Source organism: Antrihabitans stalagmiti (genome assembly GCF_016482825.1).
GTDB classification, from domain to species: Bacteria; Actinomycetota; Actinomycetes; order Mycobacteriales; family Mycobacteriaceae; genus Antrihabitans; species Antrihabitans stalagmiti.
On record NZ_JAEMNV010000010.1, the window covers coordinates 181,725 to 204,563 of the forward strand.

Annotated in this window: 20 protein-coding genes and 1 riboswitch; of the genes, 7 read left to right on the forward strand and 13 right to left on the reverse strand. The window is 64.0% G+C overall.

Annotated features, from left to right (window positions below; translation table 11 throughout):
- Positions 1–201 precede the first annotated feature (201 nt).
- Complete coding sequence (locus JGU71_RS25380; RefSeq protein WP_199707598.1) at positions 202–1,146, forward strand: methionyl-tRNA formyltransferase; 945 nt, start codon at positions 202–204, stop codon at positions 1,144–1,146.
- A 12-nt stretch (positions 1,147–1,158) separates the two neighbouring features.
- Here the strand turns inward: JGU71_RS25380 and JGU71_RS25385 are convergent, their stop codons facing one another.
- Positions 1,159–2,175 (reverse strand): PHP domain-containing protein, encoded by a 1,017-nt coding sequence (locus tag JGU71_RS25385; protein WP_199707600.1) that lies wholly within the window; start codon positions 2,173–2,175, stop codon positions 1,159–1,161.
- A 72-nt stretch (positions 2,176–2,247) separates the two neighbouring features.
- Here JGU71_RS25385 and JGU71_RS25390 point away from each other — a divergent pair, with 72 nt between their 5' ends.
- Positions 2,248–4,317, forward strand: a complete 2,070-nt coding sequence (locus tag JGU71_RS25390) for an NAD(+) synthase (RefSeq protein ID WP_199707602.1) — start codon at positions 2,248–2,250, stop codon at positions 4,315–4,317.
- Here the strand turns inward: JGU71_RS25390 and JGU71_RS25395 are convergent.
- The 9 genes from JGU71_RS25395 to JGU71_RS25435 all read right to left on the reverse strand — a co-directional run bounded on the left by JGU71_RS25395 (position 4,311) and on the right by JGU71_RS25435 (position 13,093).
- Positions 4,311–4,892 carry a dihydrofolate reductase family protein gene (locus JGU71_RS25395; protein ID WP_199707604.1) on the reverse strand — a complete coding sequence of 194 codons (582 nt, stop codon included), beginning with the start codon at positions 4,890–4,892 and terminating at the stop codon, positions 4,311–4,313. The genes JGU71_RS25390 and JGU71_RS25395 overlap by 7 nt on opposite strands.
- Before the next feature lie 103 nt (positions 4,893–4,995).
- A complete protein-coding gene (gene mutM, locus JGU71_RS25400; protein ID WP_199707606.1) occupies positions 4,996–5,853 on the reverse strand; it encodes a bifunctional DNA-formamidopyrimidine glycosylase/DNA-(apurinic or apyrimidinic site) lyase in 858 nt (285 codons plus the stop codon).
- A 12-nt stretch (positions 5,854–5,865) separates the two neighbouring features.
- Positions 5,866–6,546 carry a ribonuclease III gene (gene rnc / locus JGU71_RS25405; protein WP_307829877.1) on the reverse strand — a complete coding sequence of 227 codons (681 nt, stop codon included), beginning with the start codon at positions 6,544–6,546 and terminating at the stop codon, positions 5,866–5,868.
- A gap of 124 nt (positions 6,547–6,670) precedes the next feature.
- Positions 6,671–6,853, reverse strand: coding sequence for a 50S ribosomal protein L32 (rpmF, locus tag JGU71_RS25410; RefSeq protein WP_199682012.1), 183 nt, complete (start codon positions 6,851–6,853; stop codon positions 6,671–6,673).
- A gap of 2 nt (positions 6,854–6,855) precedes the next feature.
- The gene (locus JGU71_RS25415) at positions 6,856–7,470 is read right to left on the reverse strand and encodes a YceD family protein (protein ID WP_199707609.1); all 615 of its coding nucleotides are present in this window, start codon (positions 7,468–7,470) and stop codon (positions 6,856–6,858) included.
- A gap of 118 nt (positions 7,471–7,588) precedes the next feature.
- Positions 7,589–8,368, reverse strand: a complete 780-nt coding sequence (locus JGU71_RS25420) for a DivIVA domain-containing protein (RefSeq protein WP_199707685.1) — start codon at positions 8,366–8,368, stop codon at positions 7,589–7,591.
- 199 nt (positions 8,369–8,567) lie between these two features.
- The gene (gene coaD / locus JGU71_RS25425) at positions 8,568–9,056 is read right to left on the reverse strand and encodes a pantetheine-phosphate adenylyltransferase (protein ID WP_199707610.1); all 489 of its coding nucleotides are present in this window, start codon (positions 9,054–9,056) and stop codon (positions 8,568–8,570) included.
- Positions 9,057–9,060: 4 nt separating this feature from the next.
- Positions 9,061–9,651, reverse strand: a complete 591-nt coding sequence (rsmD, locus tag JGU71_RS25430; protein WP_199707611.1) for a 16S rRNA (guanine(966)-N(2))-methyltransferase RsmD — start codon at positions 9,649–9,651, stop codon at positions 9,061–9,063.
- Positions 9,652–9,685: 34 nt separating this feature from the next.
- Positions 9,686–13,093, reverse strand: coding sequence for a pyruvate carboxylase (locus JGU71_RS25435; RefSeq protein WP_199707612.1), 3,408 nt, complete (start codon positions 13,091–13,093; stop codon positions 9,686–9,688).
- A gap of 168 nt (positions 13,094–13,261) precedes the next feature.
- A riboswitch (cobalamin riboswitch) is annotated at positions 13,262–13,476 on the forward strand.
- 127 nt (positions 13,477–13,603) lie between these two features.
- Here JGU71_RS25435 and metE point away from each other — a divergent pair.
- Positions 13,604–15,940 carry a 5-methyltetrahydropteroyltriglutamate--homocysteine S-methyltransferase gene (gene metE, locus JGU71_RS25440; RefSeq protein WP_199707687.1) on the forward strand — a complete coding sequence of 779 codons (2,337 nt, stop codon included), beginning with the start codon at positions 13,604–13,606 and terminating at the stop codon, positions 15,938–15,940.
- 51 nt (positions 15,941–15,991) lie between these two features.
- Here the strand turns inward: metE and JGU71_RS25445 are convergent, their stop codons facing one another.
- Genes JGU71_RS25445 through prpD form a run of 3 tightly spaced genes read right to left on the reverse strand, consistent with a single transcriptional unit; the run spans position 15,992 to position 19,553 of the window.
- On the reverse strand, positions 15,992–17,101 hold the full coding sequence (locus JGU71_RS25445) for a bifunctional 2-methylcitrate synthase/citrate synthase (RefSeq protein WP_199707613.1): 1,110 nt from the start codon (positions 17,099–17,101) through the stop codon (positions 15,992–15,994).
- Positions 17,098–18,015, reverse strand: coding sequence for a methylisocitrate lyase (prpB, locus tag JGU71_RS25450; protein WP_199707615.1), 918 nt, complete (start codon positions 18,013–18,015; stop codon positions 17,098–17,100). Before prpB ends, JGU71_RS25445 begins: the two co-directional genes overlap by 4 nt.
- The gene (prpD, locus tag JGU71_RS25455) at positions 18,015–19,553 is read right to left on the reverse strand and encodes a 2-methylcitrate dehydratase PrpD (RefSeq protein ID WP_199707617.1); all 1,539 of its coding nucleotides are present in this window, start codon (positions 19,551–19,553) and stop codon (positions 18,015–18,017) included. Before prpD ends, prpB begins: the two co-directional genes overlap by 1 nt.
- Positions 19,554–19,710: 157 nt before the next feature.
- On the opposite strand from prpD, the gene JGU71_RS25460 reads away from it, so the two are divergent.
- From JGU71_RS25460 to JGU71_RS25475, 4 genes are all read left to right on the forward strand, one after another.
- Positions 19,711–21,123, forward strand: a complete 1,413-nt coding sequence (locus tag JGU71_RS25460; RefSeq protein WP_307829870.1) for a short-chain fatty acyl-CoA regulator family protein — start codon at positions 19,711–19,713, stop codon at positions 21,121–21,123.
- Between the two features lie 74 nt (positions 21,124–21,197).
- Positions 21,198–21,800 (forward strand): molybdopterin-dependent oxidoreductase, encoded by a 603-nt coding sequence (locus tag JGU71_RS25465; protein WP_199707619.1) that lies wholly within the window; start codon positions 21,198–21,200, stop codon positions 21,798–21,800.
- Complete coding sequence (locus JGU71_RS25470; protein ID WP_199707620.1) at positions 21,770–22,522, forward strand: ferredoxin reductase; 753 nt, start codon at positions 21,770–21,772, stop codon at positions 22,520–22,522. The genes JGU71_RS25465 and JGU71_RS25470 overlap by 31 nt, the downstream gene beginning before the upstream one ends.
- The gene (locus JGU71_RS25475; RefSeq protein WP_199707621.1) at positions 22,519–22,776 is read left to right on the forward strand and encodes a DUF6510 family protein; all 258 of its coding nucleotides are present in this window, start codon (positions 22,519–22,521) and stop codon (positions 22,774–22,776) included. The genes JGU71_RS25470 and JGU71_RS25475 overlap by 4 nt, the downstream gene beginning before the upstream one ends.
- Positions 22,777–22,839: the final 63 nt, after the last annotated feature.

The following is a 22,839-nucleotide window of genomic DNA, read 5'->3' on the forward strand; positions in this document are numbered from 1 at the left end:
TGAACCTCTCCGGTGTTTCGAGTGCCGGACATCCGTCTCGTGCGCGGTCGAACGGGGAGTGATCGAGCAACTCCAAGTTCGGTTAGGTTTGCATAACCTTTGCTGGTCGGTCAAGCTGGGAGGGCACCTCGCGGGGAGCACACGCTGGTTCGCAATCAGCCGACGCAACCACGCCGCCGATAGCAGAAAAGGTCAATTCACATGCGCGTAGCGACATTCGGGTACCAGACGTGGGGTCACAAGACCCTGCAGGCGGCCATCGACTCCGGCCACGACGTTGTGCTTGCCGTCACACACCCGCGTAGCGATCACGTATACGAGACGATCTGGTCGGATTCGGTCGAAGATCTGGCACGCGCGAACGGCATTCCCGTCCATCTCGCCAAGCGGCCCGACGATGCTCTACTCGCGGCAGTCACCGAAGCCGCGCCCGACATCATCATCGCCAACAACTGGCGGACCTGGCTCCCCCGCGAGGTGTACGACTGGCCCAAGTTCGGCACGCTCAACCTGCACGATTCGCTGCTGCCCAAGTTCACCGGCTTCTCCCCCGTCATCTGGGCAGTCATCAGCGGAGCCGAACAGGTCGGCCTCACCGCACACCGCATGGACGAAGGACTCGACACAGGAGACGTCCTGCTGCAGAGCGCAGTGCCGATCAGGCCCGACGACACCGGTACCGATCTCGTGCGCGCAACCATCGACCTGATCCCCGACCTGCTCACCGAGTCGCTACGCCTGATCGAATCAGGCGAGGCAACCTGGACACCGCAGAACCTCGACGACCGCACGTTCTTCCACAAGCGCACGGAAGGCGACAGCCGCATCGATTGGCGTTGGCCTGCCGAGGCGATCGAGCGTTTCGTCCGCGCCCTGTCGGACCCCTACCCGAACGCGTACACCTACTTCCGAGGTCAACGCCTACGGATCCTCGAAGCCTCCGTATCGCGCTGCGTGTACGGCGGCACGCCGGGTCGGGTGTTCATTCGTGAGGGCAAAGGCATGGTGATCGTCGCGGGCGCCGATGCCTACCTCGGCCAGGGCCGTGGCTTGGTGATCGAGCGAGTCCGTACGGACGACGGCGTCGAGCACAACGCCGACGAATTCTTCCCACACGGCGGCGGCTACCTGACCGACGAGGCATAACGACCGGATCGGTCAGCCCGGCTGCCTCGTCCAATCGAGTAGCTCGTCGACTGCCCACGTATTGATCACACGATCCGCCGGTACGTCGCACGCCTCCGCTCGCTCGCAGCCATAACCCTGCCAGTCGAGCTGGCCTGGTGCGTGCGCGTCGGTATCGATCGAGAAATGGCAGCCCGTTTCCAGAGCCATCTCGATAAGTCGTCGCGGTGGGTCACGGCGCTCGGGCCTGCTGTTGATCTCGACGGCCGTTCCGAAGCGTCGGCACGCCTCGAAGACCACCTCGGCGTTGAACTTCGACTCCGGGCGAGTTCCCCGTCCACCTTCGACGAGGCGACCCGTGCAATGGCCGAGCACGTCGACGTTCGGATTGGCGATCGCATAGACCATTCGCCGCGTCATGGTGTCGGAATCTGCGCGCAGGTTCGAGTGCACGCTCGCAACGACGATGTCGAGTTCTGCCAACAGATCCGCGTCCTGATCCAAGCCACCGTCGTCGAGGATGTCGACCTCGATACCGGTGAGGATTCGGAAAGGGGCAAGCTCGGCGTTGAGCTCGGCGATGATGTCCAACTGCCGTCGCAACCGCTCGGCGGACAAACCGTTCGCGACGGTCAGGCGCGGCGAATGGTCGGTCAACGCACAGTATTCGTGACCGAGAGTTGCTGCGCGGCGCATCATTTCCTCGATCGGGCTGCCACCGTCCGACCAATCCGAGTGCGTGTGCAGGTCGCCGCGCAGCGCGGCGAGCAGTTCTCGTCCGCCGGTGCCGATCTCGGCAGCCTGATTCTTCAATTCCGTGAGGTACACCGGTTCGCCGCCTGCCGCGGCCTCGCTGATGACCTTTGCGGTCTTCGGTCCGATTCCAGGCAGGTTGGTCCAGGTGTTCGCCTTCGCGTGCAGGACGCGCTGCGCATCGGTGAGATCGGAGACGATGTCGGCCGCTCGTCGGTAGGCCTTGACTCGATGCGTCTCGGCTCGCGATCGCTCGAGCCAGAACGCGACCTCCCGCAGCGCTTCGATCGGATCCATGAACCCATCCTGGCGGATCGACCGACATCACGTTGCCCGGGGTCGGGCTGACGCCGGTGTTACCGTTCGGGCGTGACGTCGGAAACCACCACCTTCGATTCGCCGTACTCGCATGGATTCGCAACTGTCGCGGTCGCTGTGCCGTCGGTTCGAGTAGCCGATCCACGGTTCAGTGCCGACCAGACCATCGCACTCGTGCGCCGTGCCGCCGCCGGTGGCGCAGCCTTCGTCGCATTCCCCGAACTCGGACTTTCCGCGTACAGCATCGACGATCTGGTCCAGCAGGACGCATTGCTCGACGCGAGCCTCGATGCACTCGAATCGGTTCGGTCGGCGACCCGCGGATTGTCGATCGTCGTAGCGGTCGGAGCACCACTTGCCTTCGGCGCGAGCCTGTTCAACTGTGCGGTCGTGCTGCAGGACGGCCGGATACTGGGTGTCGTTCCGAAGTCGTATCTCCCCAACTACCGAGAGTTCTACGAGCAGCGGTACTTTGCCGCCGCCCGGGACGTCGTGACCTACACCGTGCGACTCCTGGGTAGCGACGTCCCCTTCGGCACCGACCTGCTTTTCGAAGCACGTGGCATTGCCGGCTTCACCGTGCATGTCGAAGTGTGCGAGGACCTTTGGGTGCCGATTCCGCCGAGCACCTGGGCGGCACTCGGTGGTGCCACCGTCCTTGCGAACCTCTCGGCAAGCAATATCACCACCGGCAAGGCCGACTACCGGCGGGCGTTGTGCACGGCGCATTCCGCTCGCTGCATCGCCGCTCACCTCTACGTGAGCGCAGGATTCGGTGAATCCACGACCGACCTGGCATGGGACGGCGACGCACTCGTCACCGAGAACGGCACGCTGCTTGCTCGTTCCGAACGATTCGCGACCGACGAGCAACTCGTTTTCGCCGACATCGACCTCGATCGACTACGTCAAGAACGTATGCGCACGACCAGTTTTCAGGATCAGGTCGGCGATTACTCCGATCGCGCACGGGCGTTGCGGCGCATACCTTTCGATGTCCCGGCCGAAGATACGCACCCGGACGAGTCCGTCGAACTCCGCCGCTCGGTCCCCCGCTTTCCCTACGTGCCTAGTGATTCCGCCGATCGCGATGCACTGTGCCGCGAGGTGGAGAGCATCCAGGTGCAGGGCCTGACCAAACGACTGCGCAGTTCCGGCATCGATCGCATCGTGATCGGGGTGTCAGGCGGCCTCGACTCGACGCTCGCGTTGCTTGTGGCAGTCGAGACGATGGACCGGCTCCGCCTGCCGCGCACCAACGTCCTCGGCTACACGATGCCTGGTTTTGCAACGGGGTCGGCATCGCTCGGACGCGCGCACGACCTCATGCGAGCTCTCGGCGTAGCCGCGGCCGAGATCGACATCAGATCGTCGTGCCTACAGATGCTGAAGGATCTCGACCACCCGTACGCCCGTGGCGAGCAGGTGTACGACGTGACGTTCGAAAATGTCCAGGCCGGCGAGCGTACGTCGCACCTGTTTCGACTCGCGAACCAGCAGGGCGCGATCGTGCTCGGAACCGGCGATCTCAGCGAACTCGCTCTCGGCTGGTGCACCTACGGCGTCGGCGATCAGATGTCGCACTACAACGTCAACGGCTCGGTTCCCAAAACGCTGATCAGACATCTCGTGCGCTGGATGATCAAGTCGGACAGGTACTCCGACGAGACCTCGGTTGTGCTCGGCGCCATCCTCGACGACGTCATCTCACCGGAACTCGTCCCCGCAGGTGCCGACGGTCAGGCGCAGGACACCGAAGCCGCGATCGGTCCGTACGAACTGCACGACTTCTTTCTCTACTACCTCACCAGGTTCGGGTATCGGCCGAGCAAGATCGCCTACCTCGCGCACGTTGCATGGCGCGACCGCACCCGCGGCGACTGGTCCGATCTGATTCCGCCCGACGGTCGGCACGAATACGATCTCGCGACGATCGAAGGGTGGTTGACGATCTTTCTGGATCGGTTCATGCGCAATCAGTTCAAACGATCCGCGATGCCGAACGGCCCGAAAGTCGGTTCGGGCGGCTCACTTTCGCCCAGGGGCGATTGGCGCGCGCCGAGCGACGCGTCTTCGGCGGCGTGGCTCGACGAGTTGCGCCGCGGCGTTCGTGGTCAGTAGTGCTTGCTGTACTTCACAAATGCGACGCCGTCGTTGAACACCCGACTGGACGTCACACGAAAGGTGAGTGGCTCGACCGAGCGACCGCCCGTACCGAACAGCGGCCGACCCGCACCGAGCACGATCGGGTACAGCTTGAGGTAGATCTGGTCGATCTCGGGCAGTAGGTGGTGCGCAAGTTCGCCACCACCGCACAGCCAGATTCCGAGACCCATCTCCTTCTTCAGGGCGCGCACCGTCTCCAACGCGTCCGTCTTCACCAATTCGATTGCGGGATCCGGACTCTCGGTCAACGTCGTCGACACGACGTACTGCCGCAGATGTGCGTACGGACTGGAGGTGCCGGTCTTGACCCCGAAGTCGTGGGTCTTGCGTCCCATCAGAACGGTGTCGAAGGTGTCGTTCGTCGCGTCGATACCGAGGGCTTCGCGCACTCGTGTCGGCAGCGTCTCGGGATACTGCGCAGTGATCGCCGGACCGTGATCACCTCCGACCGGAAAGAAGTCGACGGTGCCGTCCGCGGCGGCGATGAATCCGTCGATCGTCGAGGCAACGTAGTACGTGAGTTTTCGCATCCGACCCTCCTATATCGAATCCACGGCGTCGAACTCTCCCTGTTCGGATCTCTTCATGCACCGTAGCCCGCGCGCGGAGCCGTCGGCGAAAATATTCCAACTTCTACAATCGGGGGCGCGGCTGACATTTCGGGCACGAGAAGGACGAGCGATTCATGAACTTCTCACGGCGAATAGGTGCGCCGCAGCGACGGCACGGCCTGTCCTCGCGACCGTAGGCGGCCAACGAGCGTTCGAAGTACCCGGATTGGCCGTTGACGTTGACATAGAGCGAATCGAACGACGTGCCACCCTTCGTGAGGGCCTCTCCCATCACGGATCCGACATGGTTGAGCAAACTTCGCAATTGTGGGCGGGTCAACTTGTCGGTGAGCCGATTGCCGTGAATCTTGGCGCGCCACAACGCTTCGTCGGCATAGATGTTCCCGACGCCCGATACGACGGTCTGGTCGAGCAGCGCACGTTTGATCTCGGTGTGCTTGCCGCGAAGGATGCTGACGACGCTTTCGGCGTCGAAGAAGGAGTCGAGTGGATCACGCGCTATGTGTGCGACCGGTTCCGGTACGACGGTGCCGTCGACTTCGCGCAGCGGCGCGAGTGCCCAACCTCCGAAGGTTCGCTGGTCGACGAAACGTAACTCGCGACCGGTGTCGAGGACCGCGATGATGCGGGCATGTTTCTCGACCGGGGCGTCGGGCGGCTGCACCAACATCTGGCCACTCATACCGAGGTGCACGACGAGGGCATCGCCGGAATCTTCCAAGGTCAGCCAGAGAAACTTGCCACGCCGATCGGCACTGACGATCTGCTGTCCGGTGAGGCGTCCGACCAGGTCGTTCTCGCCGGTGAAATGGCGACGAATCGCGCGTGGGTGCAGGACTTCGACCGCTTCGATGGTCGCACCGACAACGTGTGCGGCGAGCCCTCGACGAACGACCTCGACCTCGGGAAGTTCCGGCACGGTTGCGCTTGGCTACTTCTCGTCGGGCGACAGTGCCGCCCACGCCGAACTGGCGGCCTTCTGCTCGGCTTCCTTCTTCGATCGACCGATGCCGGTGCCGAGAGCGTTCCCGCCGACGATGACCGTGGCGGTGAATTCTTTGTCGTGATCGGGGCCTGTCGAGGTGATCTCGTACGACGGTGGACCCTGGCCCTGTTCGGCCGTCAACTCTTGCAGGCTGGTCTTCCAGTCGAGACCCGCACCGATTCGAGGAGCGCGCTCGAGCAGGCCGCGGAACAGGTCGAGGACGACGTCGCGTGCGGTATCGATGCCGTGTTCGAGGTGGACGGCACCGAGCAACGACTCCATGCCGTCGGCGAGGATGCTCGGCTTGTCGCGTCCACCCGTCAGCTCTTCGCCTTTGCCGAGCAGCAGATGGCGGCCGAGACCGCCTTCGCCGAGACCGCGAGCAACTTCGGCGAGTGCGTGCATGTTGACGATGCTCGCGCGCAGCTTTGCGAGCTCACCTTCGGACTTCTCGGGGTGCGCGAGGTAGAGCTTCTCGGTGACGCTGAGACCCAAAACGGAATCGCCGAGGAACTCCAGACGCTCGTTGGTCGGCAACCCGCCGTTTTCGTAGGCATAGGACCGGTGGGTCAATGCCAATGTCAACAGTTCGGGCTCCAGCGAGACACCCAGCGCCGCGATAAGCACATCGTGCTCGTTCGCTCTGGCCTTGGTGGTACCTGCTGCGGAGCCGTCACCGTTGGAAGTGCCGACAGAGCCGGCTGGGCCTACAGGGCTCTTGTCGCTCGTCACCAGTATCTCGTGTCGAGGACTAGACAGCCGCAGTGACCTGACGGCCCTTGTACGTGCCGCAATTCGGGCACGCGGTGTGGGGCAGCGTCTTCTCGCCACAGCCACGGTTCGGGCATGTGATGAGGGTAGGCACAGTGGTCTTCCACTGGCTGCGGCGCGACCTGGTGTTGGAACGCGACATCCGGCGCTTGGGAACGGCCACGACTAAATCTCCTCGGCTTCTTGTTTCACAGTCTGATTGCTGGCGGATCCTGCGCCTTGTACTTGCTTGGCAGCGAGCCCAGCCCAGCGAGGATCCAGTATCTCATGCCCGTGGTCGGATCCGGCAATCGCCAGGCGAACACCACATTCGGAGCACAGTCCCTGACAATCGGGAGTGCACAACGGCTGCAGCGGCAACGCCAAACCGACCGCATCGATCACGACGGGCTCCAGGTCGACATGATCGTCGACGACCCGGTAGATCTCGTCTTCTTCTGTCGTCCGCTCTGTCGTGCTGTCCGGATATGCGAACAGCTCGGTCAGGTGGAGTTGAATCTCGTCGTCGAACGGCTCGAGGCAACGCGAGCATTCCCCGACCAGATCTGCACCGAGAGTGCCGGTGATCAGCACACCCTCCGAGACCGCCTCGAGGCGCAGATTCAGATCGACCTCTGCACCTTCCTCGATCGCAATGAGATCGAGGCCGATCCGCACCGGGGTGACAACCGTGCGCGTCACTTCACGCATAGACCCTGCTCGGCGCCCAAGTGTCCGGGTATCCAGCACAAAGTCGGCGTCGGTCAAACGACGACGCTGACTACCGGTACGAGCGGACATGGAAGGACTCCGTATGCGATGAGATCTGCGATGAGAGCGGGATCAGGGCTTGGGCAACCTCCCCAGGGTACGGGAGGGCGCGCACTACTCCAAACCGCTGGTGCCGAAGACGCGTAGGTCAGCGCCGCTCGCCCCGCCTGCTCTGTGCGTATTCGGGCACGTAGTCGGAGGCGTAGTCGGGCACGCCCGCGCCGGTGCGAAGCTGCTGACGACCGCGACCAACCGAACGGATCGTCCCGTTGAGGAGTTCCTCGAACTCCGCGAGCTTGGTGTCGACGTACAGATCGCACTCCGCGCGCAGTCGATCCGATTCCGCGTGCGCGGCATCGATGACCCGTGCCGACTCGGCGTGCGCTGCCTGTGCGACCTCCGAGGCGGCGATCAAACGTTCCTGCTCCGCGCGACCGTCGGCGACGGACAACTCGTAGGACGCCTTGCCCGCTTCGATCATGCGATCCGCCTCGCCACGAGCCCGACCGGTGACGCTTTCGTATTCGCGCTTGCCGTTGGCAATGGTCTGGTCGGCCTGCGCGTGCGCATCCGCGACCAATTGATCGGCGTGCGAGCTTGCTTCGGCGACCATCCGATCTGCCTGGGCTTTCGCGTCGGCAAGGATGCGGTCGGCGTTGTCGCGCGCCGAATCGATCGTGTTGACGGCTTCGGTGTTCGCGCTCGTCACCGTGTGATCAGCGGCAGCGCGCGCGTCCCCGACCAACTTGTCACGGTGGTCGAGCACGTCCTGTGCGTCGTCCAATTCTCCCGGCAATGCCTCACGAACGTCGTCGAGCAGATCCAGCACGTCGCCGCGCGGAACTACACAGCTGCGGGTCGGAGGGATCCCGCGCGCTTCTTCGACGATCGCGACCAACTCGTCGAGCGCCTCGAATACCCGGTACACAACAAACCCCAATCTCCAAGCATCAGCCCGATAGGTCCTACGTGGAAACAACTGCGGTCGGAGTGACATCGCTGTTCGAGAAACACCGTCGCGAGACCACTCCTCGTCCCAGTGTGCCCGTCGAGGCACCTACCCGGCCGTTGCCGACTCGGTGTGTCGGGCTATCTCCTGCCCTGGATTTCGTTGGGCATGCTTCGGTTCAGCTGGTGGCACGTTCGGCCAGGCGTGCGAGCAGTCGCTTGTGTACCTCGGCGGGAAGCATGTCGGAGACATCGCCGCCGAAGGTCGCGACCTCTTTGACCAGCGAACTCGACAGATAGCTGTAGGTGGGGTTGGTTGCGATGAACAGGGTGTCGACACCGGAGAGTTTCTGGTTCATCTGTGCCATTTGGATTTCGTAGTCGAAATCGTTCGCGCCGCGAAGGCCTTTCACGATCGCGCTCATCCCCTGCTCGCGCGCGAAGTCGACGAGCAGGCCGTGCCACGATTCGACCCGCACGCCACTCAGATGTGCTGTCGACTCGCGAAGCATCTCGATCCGCTCGTCGATGGTGAACAAACCCTGCTTGGACTTGTTGACCATGACGGTCACGATTACTTCGTCGAATTGCGCAGCGGCCCTGGAGATAACGTCGAGATGGCCATTGGTCACCGGGTCGAACGAGCCGGGGCACACCGCACCTGTCATGGATTCAGACGGTAGCAGGATCGGCAGCCGCCGGTTCTGGCTGCTCGAAAGTCGCAAGCTCGATCTTGGTTTCGCCGTACTTGCGCACCCTGACGACCTCGAATCCCGCCGGCCACGTCGTGTCGGGCGACCGCGACGAGCGTTCGACGACGACGAGTGCGCCATCCGCCAACCAGCCGCCGTCGCGCAGCGCTCTCAGGTCGGCCGTCACGGCATCGTCGGCGACGGCATACGGCGGATCGGACAGCACCAGATCGTAGGCACGTCCTGGCGACCCGGCGAGCACCGCAGCGACGGACCCCTGCCTGACCACCGCACCCGGCAGGCCGACCTCCGCGACGTTGCGTTTGACGACAGCGACCGCACGCGCATCCGACTCGACGAGCAACACGTGTTCGGCTCCGCGAGAGAGTGCCTCCAAACCGAGTGCACCCGACCCCGCATAGAGGTCGAGCGCATTGATCCCGTCGAAATCGAGGCGGGTGAACAACGCACTGAAGACGGCTTCGCGAACGCGATCCGAGGTCGGCCTCGTACCTGCAGGCGGCACCTGCAATCGCCTGCCCCCTGCGCTGCCCGCAACGATGCGCGTCACGTCGGTATCTACTCGATTGTCGTTCTCGCCTTGCTTATTCGGCGCTCGACTCCTCGCCGACCGAAATCTCCGCGAGTAGATCGCCACCCTCGACCTGCTGCACCGACCCGATCGCCACCCGACTGACCACGCCGCTGCGCGGTGCCGTGATCGCTGCCTCCATCTTCATCGCCTCGATGGTCGCGATGGTGTCGCCGGCCGTGATCTTGTCGCCCACCTTGATCGCCAACGTCACGACACCGCCGAACGGTGCCGGGATGTGAGCCGGGTTCGACTTGTCGGCCTTCTCCGCGGCAGGAACTTCGGCCGCGATCGAGCGATCACGCACCGACACCGGACGCAGCTGACCGTTGATGATGCACATCACCGTGCGCATGCCACGTTCGTCCGGCTCAGAGATCGCTTCCAAGCCGATCAGCAGCACCACGCCGGGCTCCAAGGTGACGCGATGTTCTTCGCCGCTGCGCAGTCCGTAGAAGAACTGGTTGGCCGACAGCCCGGAGGTGTCGCCGTACTTTTCGCGGTGGGCGAGGAACTCCTTCGTGGGGCCGGGGAACAGCAACCGATTGAGAGTTCCCTGCCGTTCGGCCGACGTGCCGTTCAGGCCCGCCTCGTCCTCGGGGGTCAACGGAGTCACGGGCTTTGCCTCGCTGCGACCTTCGAGTGCCTTCGTGCGGAACGGCTCCGGCCATCCACCCGCAGGGGTACCGAGTTCGCCGCGCAGGAAACCGATCACCGAATCGGGGATGTCGAACTTGTTCGGAGCGGCCGCGAAATCGTCGACGCTGACGCCGCTACCGACGAGCGAGAGCGCAAGGTCACCGACCACCTTCGACGACGGCGTCACCTTGATCAACCGACCGAGCAAACGGTCTGCCGCAGCGTATTTCGCCTCGACCTCTTCGAACTTGTCGCCCAAGCCGAGTGCGATGGCCTGCTGCCGCAGGTTCGACAACTGACCGCCAGGAATCTCGTGGGTGTACACACGACCGGTCGGAGCAGGCAGACCCGATTCGAACGGCTTGTAGACCTTCCGCAGCGCCTCCCAATACGGCTCCAGATCGCAGACCGCTTGCAGGTCGAGGCCACTGTCGCGTTCGGTGTGCGCGGACGCAGCCACGATCGCCGACAGCGCAGGCTGGCTTGTGGTTCCGGCCATCGCCGCGCTCGCACCGTCGACAGCGTCGGCACCGGCCTGCCAGGCCGCGAGGTAGGTGGCGAGCTGACCACCCGGAGTGTCGTGGGTGTGAATGTGCACCGGCAGGTCGAAGTTCTCCCGCAGGGCTGTCACCAGTGTTGCCGCCGCCGGTGCCCGCAGCAGACCGGCCATGTCCTTGACCGCGAGCACGTGTGCGCCTGCCTCGACGATCTGCTCGGCGAGGCGCAGGTAGTAGTCGAGTGTGTAGAGCGTCTCGTTCGGATTGGCGAGGTCGCCGGTGTAGCTCATCGCGACTTCGGCTACCGCAGTTCCTGTTTCGCGAACCGCGTCGATCGCAGGGCGCATCTGATCGACGTTGTTGAGTGCGTCGAAGATCCGGAAGATGTCGATGCCCGTCGCCGTCGCTTCGGAGACGAACGCACGCGTCACCGCCTCCGGATACGGCGTGTAGCCGACGGTGTTGCGACCACGCAGCAGCATCTGCAGACAGATGTTCGGGATCGCCTTACGCAGTGCCGCGAGGCGCTCCCACGGATTTTCGTGCAGGAACCGCAATCCGACGTCGTAGGTCGCACCGCCCCACGCCTCGATCGACAGCAATTCGGGAGTGAGCCGCGCGACGTGGCCCGCAACACCGAGCAGACCGGTCGTCCGCACGCGGGTCGCCAGCAACGACTGATGTGCGTCACGGAATGTGGTGTCGGTGATGCCGAGTGCTTTCTGCTCACGCAACGCCTTCGCGAAACCCTCCGGCCCGAGCGCGAGCAGGCGTTGGCGCGAGCCGTCCGGCGGTGCAATCGACAGATCGATATCGGGCAGCTTGTCCAACGGGTAGACCGTCGACGGGCGTTCGCCATGCGGCTTGTTGACCGTGACGTCGGCGAGGTAGTTCAAGATCTTGGTGCCACGGTCGGCGGAACTGCGCAGCGTCAACAACTGCGGACGTTCCTCGATGAACGAGGTCGTCACATTGCCTGCGCGGAAGTCGGGGTCCTCGAGCACGGCCTGCAGGAACGGAATGTTCGTTGCGACGCCGCGGATCCGGAACTCGGTCACCGCTCGGCGCGCACGCGCGACCGCGGTCTCGAAATCGCGTCCGCGACACGTGAGCTTGACCAGCATCGAATCGAAGTAGGCGCCGACCTCCGCGCCGAGCGTTGCCCCACCATCCAGGCGTACCCCGGCACCGCCCGGACTGCGGTAGGCGGTGATGCGGCCGGTGTCGGGTCGAAAGCCGTTGGCCGGATCCTCCGTGGTGATGCGGCACTGCAAGGCCGCGCCGCGCAACACGATCTTGTCCTGGCTCAGTCCGAGATCGTCGAGGCTCTCCCCCGCCGCGATCCGCAACTGCGACGACACGAGGTCGACGTCGGTGACCTCTTCGGTCACCGTGTGCTCGACCTGAATACGAGGGTTCATCTCGATGAAGACGTGGTTGCCACGTTTGTCGAGGAGGAACTCGACCGTGCCTGCACAGGTGTAACCGATCTCCTTCGCGAAGGCGACTGCGTCGGAGCAGATCTTGTCGCGCAGTTCCTCGGGCAGGTTCGGCGCAGGCGCGAGCTCGATGACCTTCTGGTGCCGACGCTGCACCGAGCAGTCACGCTCGTAGAGATGGATGACGTTGCCCTGCTGATCGGCGAGAATCTGGACCTCGATGTGGCGAGGGTCGATGACCGCTTGCTCGAGGAAGACCGTCGCATCGCCGAACGCCGACTCCGCCTCGCGTGCGGCGGCTTCGATCGACTCCTTGAGCAACCCCGGTTCCGCGACGCGACGCATGCCGCGTCCGCCACCACCGGCGACCGCTTTGACGAACAGCGGAAACTGCATGGTCTTCGCGGCGTCGAGCAACTCGTCGACATTGGCCGACGGCTCCGACGATGCGAGCACCGGCAGCCCGGCCGCCTTGGCCGCGGCGATCGCACGCGCCTTGTTACCGGTGAGTTCGAGAATCTCCGCTGACGGACCCACAAAGGTGATGCCCTCCGCAGCGCACGCCGACGCGAGGTCCGGGTTCTCCGACAGGAAACCGTAGCCCGGGTAGATGGCATCTGCCCCAGCACTTTTCGCTGCCGAGACGATCTCGTCGATCGAGAGGTACGCCCGGACCGGGTGGCCTTCCTGACCGATCTGATAACTCTCGTCAGCCTTCAGCCGATGGACCGAGTTGCGGTCCTCGTACGGAAAGACGGCGACAGTACCGATGCGTAGTTCGTACGCAGCGCGGAACGCGCGAATAGCAATCTCGCCACGATTGGCAACCAAGACTTTGGAGAACATTGGCTTAACGTACCGGCACGTGCGACCTCTCAACGCCTGTGGCGGCGATATTGCAAAACTTCACAGCGATCTTCGCAACCTGTGAGGTATCTGCAGCGAAGATGCGGCCCCCACCACGGCATATACTCACCTTGCAGCTGGTTCGCCGGTGAGGTCACGAGGAGCCCCGAAGACCCCGTCAGCGTCGAAGCTCGGAGCCACGCAAGTGTCTTCCGAGTGAGAGGGAATCCGGTGAGAATCCGGAACTGTCCCGCAGCGGTAAGCAGGAACGACCACCGTCACACGCACTGGGTGCAACGCCTGGGAAGCGACGGTCACTAGGTTCGGCCGATGTGCGCCGAGTGCCTGCGAGTCCGAAGACCTGCCGACTGTGTTGGGTACGCCGTACCCAGCGGACTCCGCCTCGTGGATTGGGCGAGCATCCTTGCGTGGTGGTTCCCTGCAGTTTTGTGCGCTCCGGGCTCCCGCGGGATGCCGCACCGTCGGGCGGTGGCCACTTTCGCCACACCCATGGAGAAACACACCGTGACATTCTCGGCAACAGTCCTCGGCACCCCACGTACAGGGCCGAGGCGTGAACTCAAGAGAGCAATCGAGTCGTACTGGGCGGGCACGATCGACCAGGTCGAACTCGCGTCCATTGCTCGCACGCTCCGCGAACAGCACCTGATCGAACTGCGCGACGCCGGACTCGATTCCATCCCCGTCGGAACGTTTTCCTACTACGACCACGTCCTCGACACCGCCGTCCTGCTCGGTGCGCTGCCGGAACGCGTCGCTGGTATCGCGGACGAACTCGATCGCTACTTCGCCGCTGCCCGCGGCGACGCGACCGTGACGCCGTTGGAGATGACGAAGTGGTTCGACACCAATTACCACTACCTCGTGCCGGAGATCACGCCTGACACGACGTTCGCGCTGGCTCCCGAGAAGCTGCTCGGCGAACTGGCAGAGGCTGTCGCACTTGGTATCTCGGCGCGACCGGTTGTCGTCGGACCGATCACGTTCCTGAAGCTGTCGAAGGCTGTCGGCTCGTCGGGGTCGGGGGCGGAGTCGGAGTCGGAGTCGGAGTCGGGGTCGGAGTCGGAGTCGGGGTCGCTGCTCGACCGCCTCGATGAGATCGTTCCGCTCTATGCCGACCTACTTGCCCAACTGGGCGCGGCAGGTGCGGAGTGGGTTCAGATCGACGAACCAGCACTGGTCACGGACCTGACTGCAGCTGAATTGGATTACGTACGAAGCACTTACGATCGGCTCGCGGCAGTGACCGGACGACCCTCGATCCTGGTCGCGTCGTACTTCGGCGACCTCGGTGCAGCGCTCCATGTCCTCGCGGGGACAGCCGTCGACGGCATCGCGATCGACCTGATCGCGGGCACCGGCGGCGTCGACAGCCTCGCAGGAGTGCCTGCGTTGGCGAACAAGCTTGTCGTAGCTGGCGTCGTCGACGGTCGCAACGTTTGGCGCACCGATCTCGACGCCGCATTGTCCACACTCGGCACGTTGCTAGGGAGCGCAGGAACCGTTGCGGTGTCGACGTCGTGCTCGCTGCTGCACGTTCCGTACACCCTCGACGTCGAACCCGATCTCGACGACAACCTGCGGTCGTGGCTTGCCTTCGGAGCGGAGAAGATCGCAGAGGTCACCGTCCTCGCCCGCGCACTGCGCAACGGCGTCGAGACTGTCTCGGCCGAACTTGCAACGGCGCGTGACGCATTGGCGAATCGCCGGTCGGATCCCCGATTGCACAACACCACGGTCCGCGCTCGGCTCGATGCACTCGGTCCCGATTCGAGTCGGCGTGCACCGGCGGCGGAGCGTCGGGTGAAGCAGTCCGAGCGGCTCGACCTGCCCGCGTTGCCGACGACGACCATCGGTTCCTACCCCCAGACTTCCCAGATCCGCATTGCACGCGCGGCGCGGCGCAAGGGCGAGATCGACGAGGCCGAATACGTGCGGCGAATGCAGTCCGAGATCGCAGATGTCGTTGCCCTGCAGGAGAAGCTGGGACTGGACGTGCTCGTCCACGGCGAACCCGAGCGCAACGACATGGTCCAGTACTTCGCGGAGCAGTTCGACGGTTACTTCGCGACGGCGAACGGGTGGGTGCAGTCCTACGGCACCCGCTGCGTGCGGCCGCCGATCCTCTACGGCGACGTCGTCCGTCGGAATCCGATGACGGTCGAGTGGATCACCTATGCGCAGTCACTCACCTCGAAGCCGGTCAAGGGCATGCTGACAGGGCCAGTGACGATTCTGGCGTGGTCGTTCGTGCGCGACGATCAGCCGCTGCCCGACTCGGCTCGCCAAGTTGCCCTTGCCATTCGAGACGAGACCGTCGACCTGCAGGCATCCGGTATCCGGATCGTGCAGGTCGACGAGCCGGCGTTGCGTGAACTGCTCCCCCTGCGAGCAGCTGACAAGCAGGCCTATCTCGACTGGGCGGTGGAGGCGTTTCGGCTGGCGACCTCCGGCGTCTCCGATGCCACCCAGATCCACACGCACCTCTGCTATTCGGAGTTCGGCGAGGTGATCGACGCGATCGCCGGACTCGATGCCGACGTCACCTCGATCGAGGCCGCACGCTCGCACATGGAGGTGCTGGACGACCTCAATGCGGTCGGCTTCGATCTCGGTGTCGGTCCGGGTGTCTACGACATCCACTCGCCGCGGGTGCCGTCGATCGAAGAGATCGTCGTCTCGCTGCACGCGGCACTGAAAGCCGTTCCTGCCGAGCGCCTGTGGGTCAATCCCGACTGCGGCCTGAAGACCCGCGGAGCGGAAGAGGTGGGGGCGTCGCTCCACAACCTCGTCGAGGCGGCAATTCTGGTCCGCGCGGCACTGTAGGCGGCTTCGCCGCTCGTGAGTCCTTTTGGAGGTCAGGCCCTCCAAAAGGACTCACGACCTCAGCGCCCGCTGCGGGACCCCCGAATACTCGCTCAGCGGCCTGATCAGCGCATTCGACCCCGCCTGCTCGATGATGTGTGCAGTCCAGCCGGTGATGCGGCTCATCACGAAGATCGGCGTGAACATCTCGATATCGAAGCCCATCAGGTAGTACGCGGGTCCCGTCGGAAAGTCGAGGTTGGGCTTGATTCCCGTCGCGTCCGCCATCGTCTTCTCCATGGCGTCGTACATGGCGAGCCATTTCACGCCGCCGGTGAGCGCGGCAATCTCATCGAGCGCCGCCTTCATCGTCGGCACTCGCGAGTCGCCGTTCTTGTAGACCCGATGCCCGAACCCCATCACCTTGTCCTTGGCAGCGAGCTTGCGGCGCAACCACTCCGCGGCGTCGGCAGGTTCACCTATCGCCAACATGTCGTGCATCACGGCCTCGTTCGCACCACCGTGCAACGGACCCTTCAATGCCCCGATCGCCGCGGTGACGGCGCTGTACATGTCCGACTGCGTAGAGGTCACCACTCGGGCAGCGAAGGTGGACGCATTGAAGCTGTGCTCCGCGTACAGGATCAGCGAGACTTCGAACGCCTTCACGATCCGTGCGTCGGGGATCGACCCGAAGCACATGTTCAGAAAGTTCTCCGCAAAACCCAGATGCGAATGCGGCGCAATGGGATCCAGTCCCCGCCGACGACGCAGGTCGGCGGCGATGACGGTCGGCAGGACGGCGGTCATCCGCAAAGCTTTGGCCAGGTTCGCTTTTCGGGCGCTGTCGTCTTCCTGCGGATCCTCGCAACCGAGGTAGCTGATCACCGTTCGGACGACGTCCATAGGGTGGCAGTTCTCGGGCAGTTTCGCGACCAGCGACAGCAACGACCGGTCCGCTCGCCGCAACGCGCGCTCGCGTTGGCTGAACATCTCCAGTTGACCAGGATTCGGAAGTTCGCCGTACCAAAGGAGATACGCGACTTCATCGAACGAACATGACGCAGCCAATTCCTGCACGGCATAGCCGCGGTAGGTCAGCGAATTGGTCTCCGGCACCACCTTCGAGATGGCGGTTGTGTCGACGACTACGCCAGCGAGGCCTTTCCTGATGTCACTCATTGCCAACTCTCCTCGAGGCTGAAGTTGAATATGCCGCTGTCGAAGGTGTTGTAGTTCTCGTACTGCAGGAGGTCGTAGAGCTCGCCGCGATGCTGCATACGGTCGAGAAGTGCTCGCTGCGTGCCGGTTTCGGCGATCTCGCGCAGACCCTGCTCGACCGCGAACATCGCCAACCGCAACGTCGTGACCGGATAGATGACGACGTTGTAGCCGAGGTTTTCCAGCGTCTGCGCGGACAACAGTTCCGACTTCCCGAATTCGGTCATGTTGGCCAGCAGCGGTACGTGGACGGCCGCGCGAAACTTCTCGAACTCGGCTTCGTCGGCCAGGGCCTCGGTGAAGACGAGGTCGGCGCCCGCGTCGGCATAGGCCTTTGCGCGGTCGATCGCGGCGTCGAGGCCTTCCACTGCTCGCGCGTCGGTCCGCGCACAGACGACGAAGTCCGGGTCGCGCCGAGCCGATACGGCAGCACGAATCCGCTGCACCATGTCAGCAACGGGGACAACGGCTTTGCCGTCGAGATGGCCGCAGCGTTTCGGGTTGACCTGATCCTCGAAGTGGGCGCCGGCTACACCCGCGTCCTCGAATACGGTCACTGTGCGCGCCGCGCTCATCGGCTCACCGAAGCCGGTGTCGGCGTCGATCAGCGTCGGCAGGTCGGTGACCCTCGCGATCTGCTGACCGCGACCCGCAACCTCGGTCAGCGTGGTCAACCCGATGTCGGGCAGCCCGAGGTCGGCGGACAACACCGCACCCGAGACATAGACGCCCTCGAAACCCGCGCGTTGCGCCGCCATTGCGACGAGCGGTGAGAATGCGCCGGGCAGCCGCTGGATCTTGCCCGACGCCAGACCAGCTCGGAACGCCCTACGTTTGTCGCCCGCCGACGACGGCGCCGCGATCACGCGCGACATCAGTTGGTCTCCGACACGGTTGCCGACCAGTCGAAGATGCCCGTCGGCACCGCCGGGGCTGACGCGAGAACGTCGTCGGAGACTGTGCAGGTGAGTTGATCGAGCTCGCCGGCGGACAGTTCGGCGGTTCGCGTCGCGGCGTCGAGAAAACGGTCCTGCTCGGCGGTGTCGAGCACGCCGTCGGCAAGCGTGCGGAATTTTTCGATGTACTGCGCGCGACCGAAAGGCCTGGCTCCAAGCGGATGTGCGTCGGCAACCGCAAGTTCGTCGACGATCACTTCGCCACTCTTCAAGGTGATTTCGGCACGTGCACCGAACGCCTTCTCGGCTGGGTCGGTCGAGTGGTAGCGGCGCGTCCACTCCGCATCCTCGGCTGTCGAGATCTTGCGCCACAGTTCGACGGTGTCGGGCCGCTGAGCGCGGTCCGGCGCATAGGAGTGCTGGTGATGCCAGACGCCGTCCTGCAACGCGACTGCGAAGATGTACATCACCGAATGGTCGAGCGTTTCGCGGCTGGCGTTCGGGTCGAACTTCTGCGGATCACCCGAACCTGTTCCGATCACGTAGTGCGTGTGATGACTTGTGTGCAACACGATGGACGCGATCCGATCGAGGTCACCGATCCGATCACGCATCCGCCGCGCCAAGTCGATCGGCGCCTGGCTCTGGTACTCGGCGGAGTGCTCCTTGGTGTAGCTGTCGAGAATCGCACGCTTTGCTTCGCCCGGACCAGGCAGGGAGACAACGTATTCGGCGGTTGGACCGCCGAGTAGCCAGGCGATGACACCGTCTTCGCCTTCCCAGATGGGTGCCGGCGCACCTTCGCCACGCAATGCACGATCGACCGCTTCGACGGCCATCTTGCCTGCGAACGCGGGCGCATACGCCTTCCAACTCGAGATCTCGCCTTTGCGCGATTGACGGGTCGCCGTCGTCGTATGCAACGCCTGGCCGACCGCTTGATAGATCGTCTCGGCGTCGAGGCCGAGCAACGTTCCGATTCCCGCCGCAGCCGACGGTCCGAGATGGGCGACATGGTCGATCTTGTGCTCGTGCAGGCAGATTCCCCGGACCAGATCGATCTGGACCTCGTAACCCGTTGCGAGGCCGCGGATCAGGTCCGCGCCCGACCTGCCCGTGTGCTGGGCGACCGCAAGGATCGGCGGGATGTTGTCACCCGGATGCGAGTATTCCGCGGCGAGAAAGGTGTCGTGGAAGTCGAGTTCGCGAACGGCGACGCCATTTGCCCACGCAGCCCACTCGGGTGAGACGCGGTCGGCCGCCGGTAGCCCGAAGACCGTCGCACCTGGCCGATAGGAATGAAGCACCGCCTGCGCGCGCGCACTCGTCACCGGCCGCCTGGCCACGGACGCGGCGGCAACCGCAGCATTGTCGATGATCCGGTTGATCACCATCTCCGCGGTATCGGCTGGCACCTCGACCGGGTCGACCGCGAGGTCTGCGATCTTCTTGGCGAGATGCTGCGAGCGTGGGAATTGCTCGGCCGAGCGCCGGGTCCGGACAATGTGCGCCTTCATTCGTCTCCCTCGTTGTTCGACTTCTTCGCAGTCTGACTTCTTCGCAGGCTACGCATCGACGATCGATTGCTGAACAGCGTGCATGTGCCTATTTCTGTGGATGAGACCTGCGAAATTTGCGAAGCTTGCGAAGGCCGTTCTGGGTATCGTGATCGACGTGCGAAAGATGTATGCGGGCGCGCGTCTGCGCAGACTGCGCGACGAACGCGGTTTGACTCAGGCCGCGCTCGCAAGCCTGCTCGAACTCTCGCCGAGCTACCTCAACCAGTTGGAACGAGACCAACGACCGATGACGGTTGCAGTGCTGCTGAAGCTGAACTCGGTCTTCGACCTCGACGTGCAGTTCTTCGCGGCCGACAAAGATGCGCGGCTGGTGTCGGATCTGCACGAGGCACTCGTCGAATCCGCACCCGGCGAGGCTGTTCCGCTCGGCGAGGTCGAAGAACTCGCCGCACGGATGCCGGGCGTCGCACAGACCATCGTGAGCATGCACCGGCGTCTCCACGCCGCGACGGCACAGCTCGAACAGTTCTCCGCACAGGTATCCGGCTCCGCCCCAACGGATCCGACGGTCCCGATGCCGTACGAGGAGGTCCGCGACTTCTTCTACGACCAGCGCAATCACATACCGCTGCTCGATCATGCTGCCGAGCGATTGTTCGAAGACAACCGCCTCACCATCGGATCCCTCGACCGTCAGCTCGCGCGTCTTGCCACCGACCTCGCGGGTGTCACCGTCCTCGTCGGTGGTGACGGCGCTGACCGAACTGTGCCGAAACGGGTGTACGACAAGGACAGTCGAACGTTGACGCTGGCGAGACGGCTGCAGCCAGGACAACGCGCCTTTCAGATCGCGACGACACTCGCATTTCTTGTGCACGGCGACGAGTTGGATGCGATCGTCGACGACACGTCGCTTGCCGCCGATTCCCGTGCCCTCGCGCGCATCGGGCTAGCGAATTACTTTGCAGGGGCATTGATTCTGCCGTACGGCCGGTTCCTCCGAGCCGCCGAGGAATTGCGCTACGACATCGACCTGCTTGCCCTGCGCTTCGAAGTCGGATTCGAGACGGTCTGTCACCGACTGAGCACTCTGCAGCGGCACGGCCAGCGAGGCATACCGTTCTTCTTCGTTCGAACCGACCGAGCGGGCAACATCTCGAAGCGGCAGTCGGCGACGGCATTTCACTTCTCACGCGTCGGCGGAAGTTGTCCGTTGTGGGTTGTGCACGAAGCGTTTTCGAACCCGGACCGAATCTGCACGCAGGTAGCTCAGATGCCCGATGGTCGCCGGTATCTGTGGATGGCGCGCACGACGACAAGCGGCGGGCAGGGTTATCGCAATCCGCAGAAGAACTTCGCGATCGGCCTCGGCTGCGACATCCAATACGCCGACAGGCTCGTCTATTCGAAGGGCCTACAGCTCGACAATCCCGAGGCTGCGATCCCGATCGGGGCCGGCTGCAAGGTCTGCGATCGGCCGGCGTGTGCCCAACGAGCGTTCCCTCAGATCGGCAGACCCATTCGGGTAGGCGAAAACACAAGCGTCGATCTGCCGTATCCCGGGTAGGGCGCTGCGCGCCTCGTGCGTCTTTCGGCGGGTCCGCCCTGAAGAAAGACTCACGAGCGTAGCCTCTGCAGACCATGGGAATCATCTCCCGCGGCTTCAAGCGACCGGACCGTCCCAGCGGCGACGTGAAGCTGCCTCCTGGTCAATATCGGACCACCGATTTCCCCGTGCTCTCGGCCGGCCCGACCCCCCGCATCGCACGCGAGGACTGGCGTTTCGAGATCACAACCGAAGCGGGTAAGTCCCGGTCGTGGAACTGGCAGGAGTTTCGCAAGCTCCCGACCGACGACATCACGGTCGACCTGCATTGCGTCACCAAGTGGTCGCAGTTCGGGATGGCATGGCGCGGAGTCTCGCTCGATACTCTGCTTGCCGACGTCGAGACCGCAGCCGACTTCGCGTTCGTTCGGTCCTACGGCGGCTACACGACGAACCTGCCCCTGGACGACCTTCGAGACGGAAAAGCGTGGATCGCGTTCTCCTACGACGGCGACGACCTGCATCCGTCACACGGCGGACCCGCTCGCCTGCTCGTACCGCACCTGTACCTGTGGAAGTCCGCGAAATGGGTATGCGGAATCGACCTGCGCGACGACGACGAGCCCGGATTCTGGGAACAGCTCGGCTATCACAACTACGGAGATCCATGGCGCGAGCAAAGGTATTGGGGCGACTGAACTGGCAGGTGGCGACCGTTGCCGACGTACGCGTCGAATCGGTCTCTGCCGCAACACTCGTCCTCGAGGTCGACGACTGGCCAGGACACAGGGCGGGCCAGCACGTCGACCTTCGGCTGACAGCCGAGGACGGTTACACAGCGCAACGGTCGTATTCGATCGCGTCGGCCGCCACCGACGACCGACTCGAGTTGACGATCGACCACCTGCCCGACGGTGAGGTCTCGACCTATCTCACTCAGGTCGTCGAGGTCGGCGATCAGCTCGAAATTCGAGGGCCGCTCGGCGGGTGGTTCGTGTGGGACGTCGACGATCCACGGCCGGTGTTGCTCATCGGCGGTGGTTCGGGTCTCGTGCCGTTGATGGCGATGGTGCGGACTCGCCTGCACAACCCCGACGCAGCGCCCTTTCATCTCGTCTACTCGACGCGCAGTCCGCACGATTCGCTGTTTGCCACCGAACTCGTCGATAGCACTGGACCCGACTTGTCCGTTGCAACGATCTACACGCGGACGGCTCCGCCGAACTCCGCCCGACCGCCGAGTCGGATCACCGCCGCCGACCTCGACGTGCCCGGGTTCCTCGCCGCCGACGCGCCTGCCGTTTTCGTCTGTGGTTCCAACGGTTTCGTCGAAGCCGCCGCGAACCTTCTGCTCGCTCTAGGCCATTCGGCGGCGAACATCAAGACCGAACGATTCGGACCGACCGGAGGACAACCATGACAGGACCGTTGGACGGGAATGCGCTCGCGGGCGTCTTCCGCGAATTGTTCTGCGCCGACCTGACGACCGCGGTCGGCAGGTGCGAATCCTGCGGCAATGCAAACGCACTCGGGACGGCGCAGGTGTATTCGACCGCGCCAGGAATCGTCGTCCGCTGTCCCGGTTGCGATGCGGTCGTCATGCGTGTCGTCCGCAAAGAAGGTCGAGCGTGGCTGGACCTGCGTGGAGTCAGTTACCTGCAAATAGACACCTAGGCCGCTACGCGGCTCGTGAGTCTTTTTGGAGGTTGGGCCCTCCGAAAGGACTCACGAGCGGCG